Origin of the sequence: Pseudonocardia sp. HH130630-07, from assembly GCF_001698125.1 — a bacterium.
Taxonomy (GTDB): Bacteria; Actinomycetota; Actinomycetes; order Mycobacteriales; family Pseudonocardiaceae; genus Pseudonocardia.
The window spans coordinates 1,053,628-1,072,672 of the sequence record NZ_CP013854.1 but is presented as its reverse complement, the minus strand read 5'-3'; the positions used below and the strand labels follow the sequence as shown (position 1 = coordinate 1,072,672).

At 63.9% G+C, this 19,045-nt stretch carries 16 protein-coding genes and 1 pseudogene; 1 reads left to right on the top strand and 16 read right to left on the bottom strand.

Annotated features, from left to right (window positions below; translation table 11 throughout):
- Window positions 1-365: 365 nt before the first annotated feature.
- The 15 genes from AFB00_RS05140 to AFB00_RS36005 all read right to left on the bottom strand — a co-directional run bounded on the left by AFB00_RS05140 (window position 366) and on the right by AFB00_RS36005 (window position 17,230).
- The gene (locus AFB00_RS05140) at window positions 366-1,097 is read right to left on the bottom strand and encodes a class I SAM-dependent methyltransferase (RefSeq protein ID WP_068796271.1); all 732 of its coding nucleotides are present in this window, start codon (window positions 1,095-1,097) and stop codon (window positions 366-368) included.
- 108 nt (window positions 1,098-1,205) lie between these two features.
- On the bottom strand, window positions 1,206-2,522 hold the full coding sequence (locus AFB00_RS31395; RefSeq protein ID WP_197519756.1) for a glycosyltransferase family 4 protein: 1,317 nt from the start codon (window positions 2,520-2,522) through the stop codon (window positions 1,206-1,208).
- A gap of 138 nt (window positions 2,523-2,660) precedes the next feature.
- Window positions 2,661-4,106 (bottom strand): NAD(P)/FAD-dependent oxidoreductase, encoded by a 1,446-nt coding sequence (locus AFB00_RS05130; protein WP_068796269.1) that lies wholly within the window; start codon window positions 4,104-4,106, stop codon window positions 2,661-2,663.
- A complete protein-coding gene (gene mpaD / locus AFB00_RS05125) occupies window positions 4,103-5,371 on the bottom strand; it encodes a daptide-type RiPP biosynthesis aminotransferase (protein ID WP_068800025.1) in 1,269 nt (422 codons plus the stop codon). The genes AFB00_RS05130 and mpaD overlap by 4 nt, the downstream gene beginning before the upstream one ends.
- Before the next feature lie 37 nt (window positions 5,372-5,408).
- On the bottom strand, window positions 5,409-6,167 hold the full coding sequence (locus AFB00_RS05120; protein WP_068796268.1) for an SDR family NAD(P)-dependent oxidoreductase: 759 nt from the start codon (window positions 6,165-6,167) through the stop codon (window positions 5,409-5,411).
- Complete coding sequence (locus AFB00_RS05115; RefSeq protein ID WP_068796267.1) at window positions 6,164-8,005, bottom strand: M3 family metallopeptidase; 1,842 nt, start codon at window positions 8,003-8,005, stop codon at window positions 6,164-6,166. The genes AFB00_RS05120 and AFB00_RS05115 overlap by 4 nt, the downstream gene beginning before the upstream one ends.
- Window positions 8,006-8,042: 37 nt before the next feature.
- Window positions 8,043-8,591 carry a pentapeptide repeat-containing protein gene (locus tag AFB00_RS05110; protein WP_231974225.1) on the bottom strand — a complete coding sequence of 183 codons (549 nt, stop codon included), beginning with the start codon at window positions 8,589-8,591 and terminating at the stop codon, window positions 8,043-8,045.
- A 161-nt stretch (window positions 8,592-8,752) separates the two neighbouring features.
- On the bottom strand, window positions 8,753-9,400 hold the full coding sequence (locus tag AFB00_RS05105; protein WP_068796265.1) for a DUF6445 family protein: 648 nt from the start codon (window positions 9,398-9,400) through the stop codon (window positions 8,753-8,755).
- A 2-nt stretch (window positions 9,401-9,402) separates the two neighbouring features.
- A complete protein-coding gene (locus tag AFB00_RS05100; RefSeq protein WP_068796264.1) occupies window positions 9,403-9,909 on the bottom strand; it encodes a hypothetical protein in 507 nt (168 codons plus the stop codon).
- A gap of 26 nt (window positions 9,910-9,935) precedes the next feature.
- A complete protein-coding gene (locus AFB00_RS05095) occupies window positions 9,936-10,565 on the bottom strand; it encodes an O-methyltransferase (RefSeq protein WP_197519754.1) in 630 nt (209 codons plus the stop codon).
- A gap of 29 nt (window positions 10,566-10,594) precedes the next feature.
- Window positions 10,595-12,430, bottom strand: coding sequence for a M3 family metallopeptidase (locus tag AFB00_RS05090; protein ID WP_068796262.1), 1,836 nt, complete (start codon window positions 12,428-12,430; stop codon window positions 10,595-10,597).
- The gene (locus AFB00_RS05085) at window positions 12,421-14,211 is read right to left on the bottom strand and encodes a M3 family metallopeptidase (protein ID WP_068796261.1); all 1,791 of its coding nucleotides are present in this window, start codon (window positions 14,209-14,211) and stop codon (window positions 12,421-12,423) included. Before AFB00_RS05085 ends, AFB00_RS05090 begins: the two co-directional genes overlap by 10 nt.
- A complete protein-coding gene (locus AFB00_RS05080; RefSeq protein WP_083275283.1) occupies window positions 14,208-15,398 on the bottom strand; it encodes an outer membrane protein assembly factor BamB family protein in 1,191 nt (396 codons plus the stop codon). The genes AFB00_RS05085 and AFB00_RS05080 overlap by 4 nt, the downstream gene beginning before the upstream one ends.
- Window positions 15,385-16,503 (bottom strand): tetratricopeptide repeat protein, encoded by a 1,119-nt coding sequence (locus tag AFB00_RS32960; RefSeq protein ID WP_156819384.1) that lies wholly within the window; start codon window positions 16,501-16,503, stop codon window positions 15,385-15,387. The genes AFB00_RS05080 and AFB00_RS32960 overlap by 14 nt, the downstream gene beginning before the upstream one ends.
- A 643-nt stretch (window positions 16,504-17,146) precedes the next feature.
- Window positions 17,147-17,230, bottom strand: a complete 84-nt coding sequence (locus tag AFB00_RS36005; protein WP_442965862.1) for a hypothetical protein — start codon at window positions 17,228-17,230, stop codon at window positions 17,147-17,149.
- Window positions 17,231-17,321: 91 nt separating this feature from the next.
- On the opposite strand from AFB00_RS36005, the pseudogene AFB00_RS05070 reads away from it, so the two are divergent.
- A pseudogene (locus AFB00_RS05070) lies at window positions 17,322-18,035 on the top strand (transposase); the annotation flags it as partial.
- A 14-nt stretch (window positions 18,036-18,049) separates the two neighbouring features.
- Here the strand turns inward: AFB00_RS05070 and AFB00_RS05065 are convergent.
- On the bottom strand, window positions 18,050-19,021 hold the full coding sequence (locus AFB00_RS05065; protein WP_197519752.1) for a transposase: 972 nt from the start codon (window positions 19,019-19,021) through the stop codon (window positions 18,050-18,052).
- Window positions 19,022-19,045: the final 24 nt, after the last annotated feature.

Here is a 19,045-nt window from a genome sequence, read left to right as displayed (position 1 = left end):
CTTGCGATACTCAGGAAGTCGAGCCTTTCTGTACTGTTGCACCTCGGCGCCGATGCTGAACCTGGTTCGACCCCTGGATGGGTCCGGTACCTATCAGCCGATCCAGGCCGGGTCGGAGGCCGTTGAGCAGCGCGAACGACGTGCCGCAAGCGAAGCCAAAACGGGGGAAAGTTCATCGAGGGTATCTGGCCCTATTCGGAGGGTGTCATCAACACGAGCGCAACCGGACGAAATAAATCAACTCATTACTGGGAAAGTCTCAGCAGGTCATGCCGTGGCCGGTGGTCTGCAGGCCCTCACTAGACTTGATCAAGAAGGTGACGGGGTAGGGCCGCGGTAGCGCCAGGTGTAAACGCCGAGCCGCCTCATACCTGCCGCCTGGCGATGAAGACGAACTCCTTGCCCGGGCGGTCGGGAGCATCACGGACTTCGGCAACCGTGAAGCCCTGCGCGGTCAGATCCGCCTTTACTTCCTCCTGCTCACGAAATCGCAGGGTCGACTCAGATGTCATGACCTGCCCTCCGGGCGCGAAGACGTACGTGCTTCGGAACGTCACCAGCGACAGTTCCACGCTGATCACCTCAGGCCAGCTCTCGACGACTCCTCCGCCGGGGATCCGCGTCATCGTGCGCGGGGCCGCACGGTTCCACCGCTGCCAGGCACGCATGGCTGGATTCCGAGTCTCGAAGATCAGATGCCCGCCTGGCCGCAGTGCCCGGTAGGCGGCACGCAGGGTCTGGCGCCACATCAGCGGATCCACGATGGCCTGAGCGACGTTGCCCGTCATCGTCGCTACGTCGACGGTGGCCAGGTCAGCCAGCGCTGTAGCATCGCCACTGATCCAGTGCACATGGTGGCCACCTGGTTTCGCTCGGGCGACATCAATGGATGCCTCGGCCGGATCGACACCGATGACCTCAAGGCCGCGTGCGGCCATCAGCAGTGCAAACACTCCTGTCCCGCAGCCGATGTCCAGCGCACGGCGCGCTCCCAACTCCCGCACCAAGCAGAGGTACGGCTCAAGATCATTGCGGTTGGGGTGGAGGACGTCGTAGATGCCAGCCAACTGCGGTGCACTAAAACACTCGTCCGACATATGCCTCCTTGGGCTCAGCGTACTGGCTAAGGTCGGATTGATCCCGCGAGTTGGCTTGGCTACTGACGTCCACCCTGCCCGACGCGACGGACACGTGGTCGCTCGTGGTCAGGCAGCAGAGTTCGTCTGACCACCTGCCGGAACGTGCGCTGCCGCATCACCCTCCAAGAGCCGCACGATCGCGGTAGTGAAGTTCTTCGACATGTCGTATTCCTCCTGGACCAGACGGACGCCGGCAGCCGCAATCTCGGCTTTTCGTGCTCGGGGTAGGTGCAAGATTTCCTGCATCGTTCTGGCCACTTCATTGACCTCCAGGTCTGTGATGAAGCCGTCCTGCCCGTCGCGGACCTGCCGAGGCAACCCGTCTCTGTTGGACACGAGGATGAGCGCCTTGCCGTACGAGCGAACCTCCATCGGCACAAAGGACTGGGCATCGACCCGCGATAGCACGGCCACCACCTCGGTCTTGTCCCATTGCATGAGCTGTCTCGGTAGTACGAAATCAAGGTCAAACAGTAGAGTGACGTTCGGACTCTGTAGCTTCTTCAGATCCGCCACGATTGGGTAATCAATTGACGGGACGGCAGCCTGGAGAACGAAGTGACAGTCCAGTTGGTCCAGTTCTCTTGCGGCTTGCAGGAAAATGTCAAAGCCTTTGTACTTCATTCCTCGACCGAAAGAGAAAATTATCTGCTTGTCTGTAGGGATTGATCTCCGCACGAGAGCCTCGCGAATCAGATCCTGCGAGTAAATAGACGCTCTATTTTCTGGTACACCGTTGATCACAGGTGTCAATTTTTCCGGCCGGACGCCGTAGTCGCGTTCGAGGTGATCGCGCATGTGTGGGCCAATGTATCCGACATGCAGCCCAGGGGTGGAGTTGATACCCCTGACTACGTTCAACTCGAAATTCAGCCTTGCGGTACTGTATCTGCCACGTTCCTCGATCAGAGTAGTAGAATGCGGTAGCCACAGTGCTTGAATATTGATATCGAAGTCAATGTGCTTCCTGAGGATGAGAGGTGTTTTCGCGAACGGAGTACATTCTGCGATGACAACAGCATCCGTGGCCTTGTATTCCTTGAGCGCCTGATAAGCTAGCAGTGCCGCCGTCGCTGAAGTGACGGCCCAGTTCCTGGCGTCACCGTACTGGTCGACGCCATCCGAGACGTGACAGCATTCAAGAACGTCACCTCCGGTCTCCTGGCAAATGCGGCGAACTTTCTGGAGCTGCGCTTGGCTGTATCCGGCGTTCGATTCAGAAATTCGTGGCGCTATGGCCCATACGCGGATTTCGTACTCTTCGTGGAGTTCGAACTGTATCCGATTGATGCTCTCGAAGTAGGCGTCGGTCGCTACGCCGACGCCTCCGTAAGTACTGGATATTCCGTCGTGCGCGCATACGATGATCCCGAGCTTCTTCATGCTTCCCCTGCTGAGTGATTGCGTCGCCATGTGCGGGCGGATGCGAGTACTCAGATTCATACCCACCACCCGGCGTCCCGTTCAAGCGTCTTAGGCCACAAGCCTGCTTCCGATGGATTGGGACAGCTCTCGCTGCCCTCACATCGCGGAAGCGAGATAACGGCGGAACGCTGTGATAGCCTGCTTTCGTCCCCTCCCCCAGTTGAGTAGTTCCAGCAGTTCCGGTGCCAGGCCGACCTCGCTGTCAAGCTCGTGGTATGTCGCCTCGGTCCTCTTGCGTACCTGCCCTTCCATTCCCTCGGTGATCCTCATCCAAGGAGCCAGGCGCGGTGAGTACTGATAGAATTGCGAAACGCAGTGCAGCACTATCTCGTCGACCGCCTGCTCCTGACTCAGGGTGCGCAACGGGGGCCGCAGTGGGGCGAACAGCTCGTGGCCGAGCACACCGGAACCACCGCGCACCAGGTCTGCCGCGTGGCGCGCGAGGACCGGCGCGCAATGGAAGCCGTCGCGGTAGGTGCCGGACAGCACCCAGACGTTGTCCTGCCAAAGCTGCCCTACGACGGGGTAGCCGTCCAAGGGGAGCGGTCGATTACCCGCATGCCATGCGGTGACCGAACTGCCGAACAGTCGCCGGTCGAATTGCTCCATCGCCCCGCTGGCCAGGAAGTGCGCCATTCCCAGGCTCGACCAGGCGCCAGGGTTGAGCAGCACGTCGTTCGTGGCGCCGATATACACCGTGTCGCCGCCTGGCACCAGGTGGAGCCCGCAGCCACCCGACCGGTTCGGCGTGCGTACAACGTGCCGCAGCCCCGATGAGGTTGCCTGACAGGTGACGGCCACCCCGACGCCGGAGAGGATGGGCATCAGCGGAGCCGCCGGATCCTTCAAGTCCTGGACAATCGCGGGGGTGAAAGCGCCAGCGGCGACCAGGAAGCTACCTGCACTGAGGGCCTCCCCGGACCTGAGCAGGACGCCCTGACCACGTCCGCGTTGCTGCTGCCAGCCGACGACGCTGTCATCGTGAATGGTGACGCCGTTCCGCCTGGCAACCTCGGTAGCGCGGTCGAGGACGGCACGGGCATCGATGGAGCCCTCCTCGGGGAGGTGCACGGCCTCCAACGGCCGGGCGTTCACCGCTGGGTCCAGGTTCGGGACCTCGCCCAGCGGGAGGATCTCGAACTTGCGGCCGTAGCCGCAGACCGCATCGACGATTGCTCGGTAGTTGAGGCTGTCGAGCCGGCCACCGTAGCTGTTCAACAAGACGTAGCTGCCTTCGCGGATTGCGAGTTCCCGCTCGTCCGGGAGTTCGTCGTTAAGTCCGTCGAGCCAGGCGGGCCACTCTTCGAGCGCTTGGAGCGACAGCTCCAACTTGACGCGGCCGGGCTCGCTCGCCAGCGTCCGGTGGGTGACCTCACCAAAGCAACTCAGCATCGCCCCGGCAGCCGCTGAGGCGCCGCCCGTACGATCTGACGGGCCGACGACCGCGACCCGCAGCGCCGGGTCGGCCCTGACGAGTTCGAGTGCGCTCGCGATGCCGAGAATGCCGTTGCCGACGATGACGATGTCGTAGGCCGCCGTCATCGGTGACCGCCCGTCGTCAGGTGGTTGGCGAAGCCTTTTTGTAGGGTCGACAACAACTCATCGATCTCTGCGTCTTCGTACACGAGGGCGGGGATCAATTGAAGGCAGTGCGGCCCGGGGTGCACGATGGCCCCGGCGTCACGAACCGCTCTGACCAGATCGGACACCTCCGCCTGTGCCATCGGCTCACTGCCGCCCGGTACGCTCAGGTGCAGCGCCCACATGCAGCCCCTGCCGGTGACCGAGGTGATGGCGGGCTGCTCGGCCGCCAACGCGGCCAGTTCGCTCCCGAGACGGCGGCCGGCCTTCTCGCTGAGCGAGGGGGTGTTTAGTCGGCGGAGTTCCGCCACCGTCGCGCTGATCGCCGCGCCCACCGCCGGTGTGCCGGCTTGTGTCTCGGCGTGGCCGAGCAGCACGTCGGGCGCCAGGAACGCTTCGGACATCTCGCGCGAGACGATGACTGCGGATGCTGCGAGCGTGCCGTTCGTCAGGGCTTTCGCGGTGACGAGTACGTCGGGAGGCTCGGGCCAGCGGTCACTGGCGAACACCGTGCCGCCGGTGCGGCCGAAGCCGGTGGACACCTCGTCGGCGACCAGCACGAACCCATGCTCCCTGCGCAGCCGCAGAATGTCGGCGACGAACTCATCGCTCAGCGGGATGGCTCCAGATCCGAGGACAGGTTCGACGAACAGCGCGGCGATCCGTCCCTCGTGGCGCTCCAGTGCCGCCTGGAGTCGGACCCCATTGTTAGCTGGCACGTGTCCGACTAGGCGGCGGTCCACCCCGTACATTTGCTGCCCGAGTTGTGCGTGAGTGAGTGCTGCCGCCCCGAATGTCAATCCGTGGAAGGCGTTGTTCAGCGCGAGGATCCCGCGCCGGTCAGCCTTGTCCCGCAGAACCTGGTACTGGCGCACCAGTTTGATCGCCAGGTCATTCGCCGCGCCGCCGGACGTGGAGAAAAGTACCCGGCCGTAATGGTCGGCGCCGGCGAGTCCGATCAGCTCGGCCGCGGCCTGACGCGCCTGGACGTTCTCTGCGTTCCAGGCGCTGAGGTAGGAAGCCTCGCGCAGTGCGTCGGCGACCGCATCGGCCACGGCCGGGTTGCCGTACCCGAGGTTGGAATTCCATAATCCGCTGGTGGCGCACAGCAGTTCGCGGCCGTCGGCCAGCGTCACCCGCACACGGTGAGCGGACTTCGCGCAGAGATCCTCGCGGCCCTGATGCTCGGGAGGCGTCAGCAGCGGCCACAGTGCCTGGTAGTTCATCACTTCGCCTCCTGTTCCGGGGCGTTCGCCCGGGCCGTCACACCAGCGACCCGGACGAGCCGCCATCCAACTTGCATAGCATTCCGTTGGCATCGCAGCCCAGACTCGCGATCGTCAGCACGTTTTTCACGCAGGACTCGTAGGACAAGAACGAGTCGATCACGTACGCCTGGTTCGACCTGGCCAGATACCGGCGCATGACCACGTCGAGTTCCGCCCCTGTGCGGTCGGCCACCTCCTGCAGCTTCTCGAAATTCGCCTCGTCGGCTAGGGGCCCGAGCAGCAGGGTGGCTGCGGCGGCATTATGGGAGTGGCAGGCGCTGGCCAGCGCTGCGGTCAGCACCCGCAAGGCCGCTTTGCTTGCGGCGTAGATTCCCGAATACTTGTTGGCATGGTAGATCGAGTCCGAGTTCGTGACCACATAGGTGCAGAAATTCGCTGACGACGCCTGGTTTACGTGGTTGAGGAGGAGGTGGTAAGGCACGAGCGCGTTTACCTTGAACGTCGCTTCCAGGTCCTCCAGCGGCGGCAGCCGGGCGTCGCGCGGGCCGTAGGAGACGGCGTTGTAGACGACCATCGTGGGGGTCTGTTCCCGAAGTTCCTCTTCCACAGATCGGTAGCCGTCCGCAGTCGCCAGGTCGGCTCGCAAGTAGCGCACCTCGCCGCTATCGGGGAGCTCTGCTTTCGCCCGCCGCCCCACCGCGGTGACCTCCCAGCCTTCCTCGGCGAGCCGACCAGCGAGATAGGCACCCCATCCATGACTGGCGCCGATGACGATGCCCTTCTTCTTGGTCACGAGTGAGTCACATCCATGGGCCCGTTCGCGACAGCGGTACGCAGAAACGTGAAGTACGGATCGATCTCGGGCCGCGGGCTGCGGAGAGCCGGCGCAAGCCACAGTCCGCTGAGCTCGTCCGGTGGCCCCGGCAGGGGAAGATCGTTAAGACGCACCTGCTGGTACCGCTGGAAGACTTTGGCACTGCTGGCAGCGCCCCAGAGGTAGAGGAACCCCGCGCCGGGAGCGGCCTGCCACGTCAGGTGGGTGAAGTAGCCGGGGAGATCACCGAAGGCACAGTGGTCGCCCAGTGAGAGCTCCCGACTGAGACGTTCGTAAGCCTCTCGATGCCCGTCCGTCGAGCTGGCGTGCACTTCCATGTCGACGGCGGCGGCGACGGCGCACTGAAGGGTGGTACTCCAGGTCTCCAGTGCTCTCACCTGGCGGGCAAGCGCCGGGGACTGGAGCGTTTCACCCTCCGGGCACAGCACATCGTCGGCGTCTGGGTGGTACAGCCAACGCTCCCACCAGGTGCTGGCGCATTCCAAGCGTTCCAGAGGCAGGTGACCGATGCCGGATTCGCTCGGCAGCCTGTGGGAGGGCAAGAGATGGCTGAGGGCATGGCCGAACTCGTGGAAGATCTCCTCCGCGGCAGTGAAGCTGACGCGGTTGCCGCTCGTGCCGATATCTGAGCCGGACTCAGGGTGCACCCGGCACAGCACGTGCGCCTTCGCTCCGATCGGCGCCAGATTTCCACTCCCGGCGGTCATCGAGTCAATGGGCGGGTGCGAGCTCAGGGAGCCGGGGCGCAGCAAGTCGAAGTCGATACTGCCCAGTTCCTCGCCTCCACGGTCCACTATGAAGACAAAGGCGTGTGCGGGCTGCTCGGGAACTGCGGTGAGCTGGACACCCATCACTCGCAAGGCCAGCGTGCTCAGCAGCTCCAAGCACGCCTCCAACCTGAACGTCGGCACGCCGCCACGTGGCACCCGCATCCTGAGAAAACGCCCGAAGTGGTCCATCGGTCGTTGGGTGCACCCCGTCGCCGATCGGATCACGGATTCCAGTTCGCTCTGTTGGTCCCGAGCCTGGATCACGAACTCCCGAAGGAAACACCTGGCTTCCTCGGGGCCAACGGAACACTCCTGGAAGGTCTGCGCCAATACTGTAGAGTCTTCATCCTGTTCTACGCTGACGGTGGCGCGGCGCACGTTAACAGCCTCGTCGAGTACCCGGGTCAGCTCGGCGGCGCCCGGCTCGGCGTGTCGCCGCCAAGCCGTGATGAGCTTGGTTCTGGTTCGGGAATCCCCGAGTCGGCTCGCCGCCTGAGCTAGCGCCACCGACGGGCCCGTGCTACCGGAGGTGATGCTCAGGCGCTTCAGGAACTCGACGTTGCGAGCGTCCATCCGCTTCAGGACCGCACGCATCTCCATCGCGGTCCTAGCGTGGCGCTGTCTGATCTGCTCCGAGGCTTGCCGCTGCTCGGCCAGCCATGCCAACCACCTCAGGCGCAACTCCTCGTCCTCCCGTCCGGTGAAGGGGCCGGCCGTTGCGAAGACCTTCTCAGCCGCGGCGGTCAGGTCCTGGTCGTGGAAGTAGGCCGCGTGCCAGTCCAGGAGGTGCGCGTAGTCGTCGTACCGCTGGTTGCCTTCCAAGTAGGTGAAGGTGGTGGAGGCATTGGAGTAGAGCAGGACGATCTCGTGCAGAGCGTCGACGCCCAGCTCCCGGCCGCCGCGTCCCGGCGAGGCGTCGCTCTGTCCCAGCAGCAGGTGCAGGCGGCGGAGGCCAGCAGCCAAATCCGCCGCGATGGTCGGCAGGTTGTCACGGTAGTTCGGCCGGCGGGTGGTGATCCTCGTCATGCGTACCTCCGTGCTGCGACTGTGGGACTAGGACGGGTCATCGCTCCTGCACGACCTTGCCGTTGAGGAAGTCGGCCCGTTCGACATCGACACCAGCTGTGAAGGCCATCGACACGTCGAGGGTCCCGAGGAAGGCGTCCAGTAGGTCGGCGCCACGCAGCGCGGTACGGACGCACGTTGAATTCCGCAGGTCGGCGTGTCGGAGATCGGCGCGACACAACGCGCTCTCGGTGAGGTCGGCTTCCTGCAGACTGGCGCTGAACAGGCAGGCCGTGGTCAAGTCGGCACCGGTCAGGTTCGCGTGGGAGAGGTCGGCCTTGGTCAGGTCAGCGCCGGTGAGGTCCGCTTCGGTCAGGTCGGCCGAGTCCAGTCGGGCACCCTGCAACGCAGCTCCCCGTAGCGGTGCGCCGCGCAGGTCCGCTCCTGTCGCACCGGCCCGCAGCAGGCGCCATCCGTCGACGATCCAGCTTCTAATCGGCCCGGTGTCCGACTGCTGGACCAGCACAAGCGTCTGAAGAGTGCCGGCGATACGGGCCGCGTCCGCCGCCGTGTGCGCAGTGCGACCGCTGTCCAGCGCCTCTCCCACCACGGCTGCTGCTCCGTGTACGGCCAAGTACACGGGATGGACGGGGATGAAGAAGAAGCCGGTTGTCTCAGCGGTCGAAACACAAGCATGTACGGCGAGGTCGATGACGTGTCTCGACGGCGGTACTGTGGACGCTGGCTCCGCCACCGGCGGTGACACGCTCATACCGCCGCCACCTCATGCGCGACTCTGCCCACCGGCGGCAGCTCGTTGACGAAGAACATGTGCGTCAGCCGCGCGGTCCCCGGGGTGTCCCCGAATCCACCCATCGGTGCGTGGTAATGCTCGCATCCCCTGAACAGAATGAGCCGGTTGTAGACCGGGCCAATCCCGGCTATCTGCTCCCACCGGGACGGGTCGGCTCTATCCGGACGGATGACCAGACTGTCGAACTCCCTGGCATCCGCGTAACCGAGAGCACGCGCCGCGCGATCCGTCGGCGGCGAGGACATGCCGGTCGGTCGGTGGCGGAAGAACGCGGTTCCCGTGCTCATCGGCGCGTTCGGTGTAAGGTAGACCATTCCCGCCCAGTCGACCGCCGTATCGGCATGCACGACCGCCGACTGTCCGGACTTCTCGGTGATGTATCGGAACCCGCCCCAGGTGAAGCGGCCTCGCTCCACTTTCAGCTCTACTCCGATGAGACTAGTGAAGACCTGCTCCAGCGAGCGCGACTCGATGACCAGCCGACTGACGAAGCCGGGGTATTCGGACGGCTCGATCCTGCCGAAACGCGAGCTGAGCGCTTTTGCCCTGACTGCGTCGGGTTTGGTATAGAAGTCGTCCACAACGATGACTTTGCTGGACACTGTTAACGCCTTCCGTCCGGCTCATCGAGAAGGAACATCTGGGTCGTTCGGTCGCCCTCCGGGCCGCGGTCGATGTCGCCGACCGAGTATCGGTGAGCCACCGCCCCGTGAAAAAGCACCATCCGGTTGAATGTCAGCGGCACATACGCGGTCTCCTCCCAGCACTCCGCGGGTGCGTTATCACTTGAGGCGACTGCGGGACGGTAGAACCTAATCACGCTGGGAAATCGGGCCTCCGGCAGCGCGAGACACACCAAAGCGGCCCACACGCTGTCATAGGTGTGCGGAGCTGCACCCGTCTCCCCGGGGGCAAGGACAAGGGGAAGTCGACCGGTAACCTCGGGGAGCGAGCCCTCCGCGCAGCCGAGCAACCCGGCCAGACGCGTTCGTGTCTCGACGTCGAGCCCCACGGATCCTTCGGATGCGGTCTTGCCCTGGGCGAGCAGCCGCTCGCGCCGGACGTGGGGATCACGGTAGAAGTCGTCGACGACCTCGATCGTCTTCCGCATATCAGCGCCCTCCAGGTCGGTGGCAGTTACCCTTTGCTGAGCTGGTCACCGAGTTTGTAACTGACCATTAAACCGTTGCCGGTGCCGATGAACGCCGACAGCAGCCTCGGGCTGTGGGCAGCGGACCGGTTATAGGCGTTGATGGAGCGGACCGCCCCCGCTCCGCCGTCGCCCGGGGACTCGCTGCTGAAGTCACCGTTGGGGAGCGCGTCGTCGGCCACCAGCAGTCCGCCCTGCCGCAGCAACGGAAAGCAGAGCTTGAGATACAGGGAGTAGGAAATCTTGTCCGCGTCGATGAACACCATGTCCAGGGTTTCCGGGGCCAACTCGCTGAGATAGTCCGCCGCGGGGCCGGTCACGACTTCCACGCTGTCGGCCACACCGACTTTCTTCAGGTTGTCCCTGGCGAGATTCGCCAGACGCGTGTCGGCCTCCAGGCTCACCAGGCGGCCACCGGGAGGCATACCGCGAGCAATGTGGATCGCCGAGTAGCCGATGTAGGTACCGATCTCGACGACCCGCTGTGGGTGGTGAAGCGTTGTCAAAAATTGGAGGACTCGGGCGGCGTCGTCGTTGATCTGCATTGGCCGCAGGCCGTTGGCCAGCAGAGAGTCACGAAGGATCTGGTCAAGCAGCTTCTCCCGGGGCGGAAACACCGCTCGGAGGTAACCCTCCGACGAAGGCATTACTCGTCCTCGCCTTTCTCTGCCGTCGCATGCGCTACTCTATAGGGCGATCGCTCCCCTTGTGGCGTTCGTTCTTCGTAGAACGCGAAAATCGCTGTGGTGTCCGGCTGAATGCTGACTTGGTCGAACTCGAAGCACGAGGAGAACGCGTCTCTGATGTCCTCAGGTTCGCCAGCGGACTCGACCGCGGTGCCGAGGAAGGGGACGAACAGTTGCGCGCTTGTGCCGGCTCCCCACAGATAGGCAAAGTTGGCACCCGGGTTGGCCTGGAACATTGGCCAGGTGAAGTATGGCGGGAAGTCGCCCAGGGTGCAATGCGCGCTGATGCCGTACTCCTCGTCGAGTCGCTGGAACGCTTCCTTGATCCCGTCGTTCTGGCTGCCATGCAGCCTGAAATCAAGAGCCGCGGTGACGGCGCGGTCCAGGTGTGAGCGGCGGTACTCCAACTGTTTGACTTCCCGGCAAAGCTGGAGGCCATCCCGCTCAGTCGGCGACAAATTCAGATGATCGGCGAACTGCGGGTGATACACCCACTTCTCGAACCACATGCTCAGATCTTCCAGTCGTTCCAGCGGCAGGTATTCCAGTCCTGACTGGGTAGGTAGCCGCTTGCGGATCAGCAAGTGATTCACTGCATGTCCGAATTCGTGGAATAGGCTGTGCACGTTCTGGAAGGTGATACGATTCGAACCGTCCTCGACTCGGCGAAAACGACAGGACACATAAGCGACCGGGCGTTGCACGATGGTTTTCCACTGCGTCCGGTTGCGAATTCCTGTCGTAGTATTGGTGGTGCGTCGCCGGGAGCCTGTTTCCCATAGGTCAAGATTGATTTGACCTATGGGACGTCCGTCGAGCGCAACGTCGAAGGCTCGTACCTGGGAGTTCGCCCGGGCAGGCGCTTCGGTAAGCGTCAGACCGAACAGGTGCAGGGCCACGTGTCGGATGAAGGACAGGCAGCCCTCTACCGGCAACAGCGGTACCTCCCGGCCCGCTTGGATTCCGCGCACGTAGTGACCGAAGTGGTCCATAGCCTGGTCCGAGGCGCCCGTCGCGCCCAGCACCTCGGAGTCGAGCCGCTGCTGGTGCTCCAGGGAGCCGATCAGATACTGCTCGATGAAGCGCCAGGCTGCCGCCTCCGAGATCTGGCACCGACGCAGCGTGACTGCCAGCACCGAGTCCGCGCCCTGGTCTCGGCTTTCCTGCCTCCGCGTATCGACCATGCGGTCCACTACCCGGACAAGTTCGTCTAGCCGACGGTCGCGTGAAGCATGCCATGCTCGGGCCAGCTTGGCCCGCGTCGTCGCGCTGTTGGTGGAGCTGGATAGCTTGTAGAAGGTGGCGTACGGGTTGGCGGTCCGGTTGGCGCTGCCTATGCGCTGCAGCAGACGTGCTAGGTCTTGCCGGGTTTCGTCGAGGATATCCTTGGCCTCCACGAGCAGTTGCTCGTGGAGGGCGTCGTTTTTGTGATCGAGCCCTGCCTTGAGTTTCGCCCGAAGACTGGCAATGTAGGAGGTGCGCGCCTCCTCGGCCTCCGGATCATCGCAACGTAGACTCAGTAGCCGGTCCAGTAAAGCCGCGGCTAGCTCGGCGTCGCGATGGAACGCGTCCCGCCAGGGCAGGAGTCGCTTGTAGTCGACGTGCGCCTCGTTCGACTCCAAATAGAGGAACAGGTAAGCGACGTTGTTGTAGATCGCGCAGATCTCGACGAAGGCATCCTGACTCAGATCGTCCGGATCCAGTAGGGCACGCAGCCGCGTCATCATCGCGTCCAGGGCCGCATCGGTCTGGCTGAGGCTCTCGCCCTCAGGAATGGCGGGCAGGTCTACAGGCATGGCTCACCACTCGCGTCGTAACTTACGTTGTAGAACCGGAACAAAGGGTCGAGCTCGGGCGTCTCGCTTGGGGCGTCCGGGTCGAAGCAGGAGTCAAGACTCCGGTCCGTCCATGCCGGAGCGCGGCCGCCCGGGCCGGTACGCATCCACGGGGCAAAGGCCTGGGCGCCGAATGCGGCGCCCCACAGATACGCGAAGCTCGCGCCGGGGTAAGCTCGACAGAGCGGCGACATCAGGAAGCCAGCGACTGAGCCGAGGCGGCACAGGCCGCCGAGCTGGAAGTCCCTCTCCAGCCGACGGAAGGAGTCGGCGTAACCGCCGGACTCCTGGCGGTGGACTTCGAAGTCGAGCGCGGCGACGACCGCCCGATCAAGGTCCGCGCTGCGAAATTCAAGCTTCTTGACGCGGGTACAGATTTCGAGTCCGGCCGTGTCTTTGGCGCTGAGCTGTAAATGTTCGGCGAGCCTCGGGTGGTAGGCCCACTTCTCGAACCACGAACTCAGGTCTTCTATACGCTCGATCGGCAAGTAGTCAAGTCCAGTATCACTGGGGGCGTGCCGCCCCAGGAGCCAGTGGTTCACGACGTGCCCGAACTCGTGCAGCATGCTGTGCAGGCTCGCGAAGGTGACGACTGGCCTGCCTTGGACGTCGTATTGGTAGCGGCACAGCACGCGCGCTTCAGGGAGCGTTACCGAGATTCCGGTCCGGTCGGCTCGGGCTGCGGCGTTGACGGGGCCGGCTCCCGGCATGACGCCGGAACCTGAGGGCGGTGTTCTTATCAGGTCGAACGAGGCGACGCCTATCACCCGTCCGCCGTTGGTTCCAAGGACGAGATGCTCGCACTGGCGGTCAGAAGCCAGCGGAGTCAGGTCGATGCCGAGGGACTCTTGGGTCACGACCGACAGATAGTCCAAGCAGCCGTCGAGTGGGAAAGTAGGAAGAGTGGCCTCGCCGACCACCGTGCGCGCGTAGGCGTTGAAGTGCGCGAGCGGGTGCTGCGCCGCGCCGACTGTCTCCCGGATGCGCGTCGCGAGACGTGCGGTGCCTTCCACTGCGCGTTCCAGGTACGCATCGATGAAAGCCGCGGCCTGCGCCTCGTCCACGGCTGACCGGACTAAGGTCTGTTCGACCACGCTACATGTTCCAGCCGTACGTGCCTGTTCACGGCGGATCCGCAGAACCTCATCGAGTTGCTCTAGCACCGGGCCGGTGTTCCGAGCCCGTACTGCCTCCCAGGCGTGCACTAACTTCTCGCGAGTGGAGGGCTCTGCCATCGTGCCCACCGCCTTGGAGAACACGGCGGCGGGTGCGGCCCCACGAGTGCGAAGTCCGATGCGCTCCAACAGGGCCGCTTGGGCCTCGTCGACGCAGTCGAGCGCATCTTGAGCCTGCCGGTACCCAGCAACGACCTGTGCGATCGTCGGCGTCTCCCGCGACCTGGCCCGCTCGCCTAGCCAGCTAAGTAACTCGCGTCGAGTCCGCTCAGCGGCGTCCTTGGTGCACATCGAGCTTTCCAGCAGGGCTAGTAGTGCCACGTCCGTTTCCGGGTCGGCAAACAACCGCTGCCAACTGGAGTGCAGTGGGCGGGAGGGTCCGAGGTGGCGCTGGTTTCCCTCGGTGTACGCGAGGAGATGTGCGGCATTGGCGAACAGCAACGCGATTTCCTCTACTTCGGCGTCTCGGAGCCGCCTCCGCGCCGCCAGCTGGCGGAACCGGGTCGCTGTGCGGACCAGGGCCGCTCCGACCGGGTCATTGTTCTCCATATGCGCGGTGACCGTCATTTCGAGTCCTGCCGTGGACGGAACCGGAAGCGGTAAGCCATTCCGGAGTAGGAGCCGCAGTACATGTTTCCGTCGGGTGCCACAATCGGGGTGACATCGAGCGCGGGGTCGTGATCGGCGAGGCCGAGGATCTGGCTGGTCTCCCACAAGAACCGGCCGTCGTCGCTGTTGAGGCCCAGGACGTTGCCTCGTGCCGTCGTCACCGCGAAGCTGCCGCCCGGGGTGACGGTGTACGAGGAGTGATCCCGCGGCGCGGCGCCAGGTACCTGCCAGCACACCTCGTGCGTACGCACGTCGACTCCGAAGCCAACACCGTCCTGGGTGCCGACGGCGAGGACGGAGCCGGCCAGCGCCGGGCTACCCACCACCTTACCGCCGAGCACCACGGAGCCGCGCTCTTCACCGGTACGGCTGTCGAGGAACGTACAGCGGCCATCCACAGTCGCCACCGCGACGGTACCGACGGAGTGGACGGCCACCAATGACGCCCGGACGGAGCTGCCCAGATCCCGACACCAGCGCTGCTCCCCGTCAGGGCTCAGACACACGACGTGCTCGGCGCATCCGACGGCCACATCTCCGGTGTCAAGTGTGACAGGGCTGGCGTACGGGTCCCGGTCGGCGGCCGAGCCGCCCCACTGGGCGTACCACGGTCGCGGTAGCTCCTGGGCGAACACCTTCGCACCCGTGTCGAGCCGCAGCCCGACGCAACTGCTCCCGAACATTGCGACCACGAGGACACCCGTCTCAGGCAGCAGCGTGGGGGTGGCGTACACCGAACCGCCTGCCTCGGCTGTCCAGCGCGGCCGGCCGCGCAAGTCGAACGACCGGACAAGGCCACCCGTGCTGGCGACAACAACAGCCCGCCGAGCCGGGTCAGCCACCGGGGAGGCGTACACCGCGTTGTCGAGCCGGCTCTCCCAGTACAACTTATCCAGGCTGCTGTCCCAGAGCCGGACGCGGCCATCGTAGGTGGCGAACACAGCACCGAGGCCAGCCACCGCCACCGGCGTGGCACAGACCGGTACGGCGATCTGCTGCCCGTCGGCGCGTAGATGCGTGAAACGGCGGTGACCACACACCACCGGCTCGTCGTTCCAGTGGAAAGCGCTGTCGGTGGGGCTGCCCAACACGAGCACGGCTTTGCGCGGGTCATGTCGAAAAGCGGGCGCATCAATCGGCGACATGGGTCTCGATCTCCTGTAAGCCACGCTTGAATACTGTCGACGAGGGATGCGAGAGACGGTGCGCCAAGGCGAGGCCCGCTGTCATAACCTGGCGGCTTCGTGGGGCGAGGCCCGCCAGCTTCTCGAAGTGCGCCATCGCACGTGAGAGGTCCCCGCACTGGTCACGGCAGGTCGCCGCTTTCAGGAGATGGTGCGCGACGTACGGCGGGCCGACCGTGACTGCCTTCTCGTACAACTGGGCAGCTTTCTCGACTTGTTTCGATCGCAAGTAGACCTCTGCCAGTTCTCCGTAGCTGACCGACCATGCAGGGTCTAATGCAATAAGCGACCGGCCTGCCTCCTTGGCCGCGTCCATGTCTCGCTGCACATAGACGTACTCCTTCATCGCAGATTCGTAGTAGGTCTTGATCATATTAGTCTCAGCAGCTCCTGCTTCACTGCCGGTGCACCTATCGGCCGCCTCTCGGGCCAGTTCCATGGAACGACGAGTGGCCACGGAGTCTCCGTTCGCTGCAGGGACCATGGCGATGCCGCGGTACCACGACGACAAGGATCCGGGTTCAATGTGGTCCGAACTCTGGGACAGCGAGGTGCCAAGCTTCAGCCATCGCTCGTATTCGGCAGGCGGCAATTCGCGGCGCTTAATATACCACACGACAGCCTGAGTGCAGGAATCTAGAACTCGACTGATCGGAATTTCGCGGGTGGTGACAGCCCGCCCCATTTTTTCAAAAGCTGCTGGAGAATTTACGCCACGTCCACAACGGTTGGAGATAAGGAATTCCAACCAGCCGATTTCGAAATCTTCCCTGGAGGTTGTCCGACGTTCAGAAAGGATTCTTAGCAGGCTCTGTGCAGGTTCAAACCGTGAGATGCTTATTAAAGCGGATGAAACGTTGACCAGCTCGATCACAGAAAGTTCGGAGGCCTGGTCGAACATCGCACCGAGGCTGGCTAGCGCCTCGGTTCTGCGGTCTTCCAGTCTGACGAGCGCCGAGAACCGAACTCCTTCTAGTAGGGCAAGCTCATAAAGTACGGCAGGCTCGAACACCTGAGTGAACTTATAACCGAACTGTGTCCAGTTGCATGATTCGAAGGACTCCACGCACGCCTTCGAAAATATATCGGCAGGGCGTTCCGGGCGGATCCGAAGGTTAAGACAAGTCATCGCTTCATGAAACGAGTTACACGTGAACTCCATGAAAAGCTATCCCACTCAAAGAGGAGGAAGAATGCCAGGAAGCGGGCCCAAACCCCCTTCCTGGCATCATTCTTATTCTGAGAGACTGGTCTGCAGCATTGCGTCGAGCTCAGAGTCGAGCTCGTCCCCGAAATCGAGCTCCTCGACGTCAGATTCAGCCTCGAAGAAAATCTCCGCGCTGACAAACGGGAAGAACGCAGGCTCTTTCTCGAGTAACCGATCGTCCATATCAGCTTTCCTTTCTCGGTGAGTGGAAAACTACCCTGACTCGCATTATGTTGGCATGCGTGTACGGATCCGTCAACCCTCTGTCCGTGCGAGCGCATGATCGTTCGGCGCATGGTGGAGTCTCCTGAAGGAGCTGTCGGCAACACGGTATGGCAATCGATTTACCCCGGGTGGGAACGCCGGGTAATCATCGGTGTTCGTGCGAGCTTGATCAGCTCGATCCCGTCCGCAGTGATTGGTCGTCATGACCCGTGGGGGCCAAGGAGTCAAGTGCGGACGTCCTTCCATCACCAGCGGTGGATCGTCTTGATCCACATGATCACGCGATGTCAGAGGAAGACCCGAGCGTCCGCAAGGTGTGCTTCGCGACCGCATGCCGGAAGTAGTTGGTCCAGCTGTGCACGATCTGATTAAGCCGGATCAGCGCGTCCCTGGCTTGGACTCAACCGGTCAGCGCAACACCGTGATAGATGATCATGGTGGAGGCGTTGACGTTGGCGAAGCTGGCGCGTCCGGGGATGTCGGACGGGGACAGGCGGGAGCTGTGGGTCCGGTGGGGGCGCGGGGAGTCGATCTCCGAGATCGGGCGGGCGATCGCGCGTCCACCCGGTTCGGTGTTCACCGTGCTCAAGGGCGCTGGCGGGTACGTGCCAGCCCCGCGGCGGCGTCGGGAGGGTTCACTCACCCTCGTTGAACGTGAGGAGGTCTCGCGGGGTCTGGCCCGGGAGGAGTCGATGCGCTCGATCGCTGCTCGTCTTGGTCGTTCCCCATCGACGATCGGCCGGGAGATCGGGCGGTACAAGGGCCCACGCCAGTACCGCGCCGTGGACGCCGACGACCGGGCATGGCGCCGCGCCCAGCGCCCGAAGCTCTGCCTGTTGGCCTGTGACGAGCGACTGCGACGGTTCGTCTCGGGTAAGCTCGGCGTGGACTCGTCTTCGGAGCAGATCGCCGGGTACCTGCGCAAACACCACGAGCCAGGGTCGGGGATGCGGGTGTCACGCGAAACTATCTACAAGTCGCTGTTCGTGCAGGCTCGCGGCGTGCTGGCCAAGAACTTGCAGAAGCACCTGCGGTCGGGCCGGCCGATCCGGCGCAACGTGCACAACACCGTGACCGGGCAGTGGCGTTTCCAGATCACCGACGCGGTCTCCATCCGGCACCGGCCCGCCGAGGTGGCCGACCGGGCCGTGCCCGGGCACTGGGAATCTCAATGATCTTGTCAAGTTGCCAGGCCGGGTTGTGGTGGTGCTGGCGTCCACGTCCGATTCTCACGCAGCAGCGCCCAGAGGACGTCGATTCGGCGGCGGGCCAGGGCGATGACGGCATGGCTGTGGGTGGCGCCGTGGGTTCGCTTCTTCAGGTAGTAGTCGCGGTTGGGTCCGGCGCGCATCATGCTGGTCTGGGCCGAGAGGTAGAACACGTGTCGCAGCGGGCGGCTGTAGCGCAACGGGCGGTGCAGGTTGCCGGTGCGGCGCCCGGAGTCGTTCGGGACCGGCACCAGTCCGGCGGCCGCGGCCAGGTGACCGGCGCTGGGGAATGCGCGCAGGTCCCCTGCGTGGACCAGCAGGCTGGCGCCGAGGAACGGCCCGAAGCCGGGCATGGACTGGATGCTCGCGGCCTGTGGGTGTTCGGCGAAAAGGTCCTCGATCTGGGTGTCGAGAGCCTTCACCCGCTCGTCGAGGGCGACGATGCTGGTCGCCAACTCGCTGATGATGCTCGCGGTCAGGTCCTGGCCGGGAAGCGTGATCGACTGGGTCTTCGCCGCGGTCACAGCTCGGGCGGCGACGCCGGCGGAGTTACGCACCTTGCGGGCTCGCAGCCACCCGGTCAGTCGGTTCTGCCCGGCGCGGCGGATCCGCTCCGGGCTGGCATAGCCGGTCAGCAGAACCAGCGCGCCCTTGCATGCCGAGTAGTCGAACTCTCGCTCCAAACTGGGGAACACGCTGGTCATGAGGTCACAGAGTCGATTGATCATCCGGACTCGATCGGCGATCAGGTCCGCCCGGTGCTCAACCGGGCGTTCCACACGATCGCCCTGACACGGCTCGGCCACGACCGACGCACCCGCGCCTACCGAGACCGCCGTGCCGTGCCGTGCCGTGCCGCAGAAGGTGCCACCCGACGCGAGATCGTCCGCATCCTCAAGCGCTACATCAGCCGCGAACTCTTCCGACTCCTTACAGCCGCCCAACCACGTGGGACGACCACATGACAG

Bases quoted from the DNA above. Each gene is read 5' to 3' on its own strand.
- AFB00_RS05140 (WP_068796271.1), bottom strand. From the start codon at position 1,097: ATGTCGGACGAGTGTTTTAGTGCACCGCAGTTGGCTGGCATCTACGAC.
- AFB00_RS31395 (WP_197519756.1), bottom strand. From the start codon at position 2,522: ATGAAGAAGCTCGGGATCATCGTATGCGCGCACGACGGAATATCCAGT.
- AFB00_RS05130 (WP_068796269.1), bottom strand. From the start codon at position 4,106: ATGACGGCGGCCTACGACATCGTCATCGTCGGCAACGGCATTCTCGGC.
- mpaD (WP_068800025.1), bottom strand. From the start codon at position 5,371: ATGAACTACCAGGCACTGTGGCCGCTGCTGACGCCTCCCGAGCATCAG.
- AFB00_RS05115 (WP_068796267.1), bottom strand. From the start codon at position 8,005: ATGACGAGGATCACCACCCGCCGGCCGAACTACCGTGACAACCTGCCG.
- AFB00_RS05100 (WP_068796264.1), bottom strand. From the start codon at position 9,909: ATGCGGAAGACGATCGAGGTCGTCGACGACTTCTACCGTGATCCCCAC.
- AFB00_RS05090 (WP_068796262.1), bottom strand. From the start codon at position 12,430: ATGCCTGTAGACCTGCCCGCCATTCCTGAGGGCGAGAGCCTCAGCCAG.
- AFB00_RS05085 (WP_068796261.1), bottom strand. From the start codon at position 14,211: ATGACGGTCACCGCGCATATGGAGAACAATGACCCGGTCGGAGCGGCC.
- AFB00_RS05080 (WP_083275283.1), bottom strand. From the start codon at position 15,398: ATGTCGCCGATTGATGCGCCCGCTTTTCGACATGACCCGCGCAAAGCC.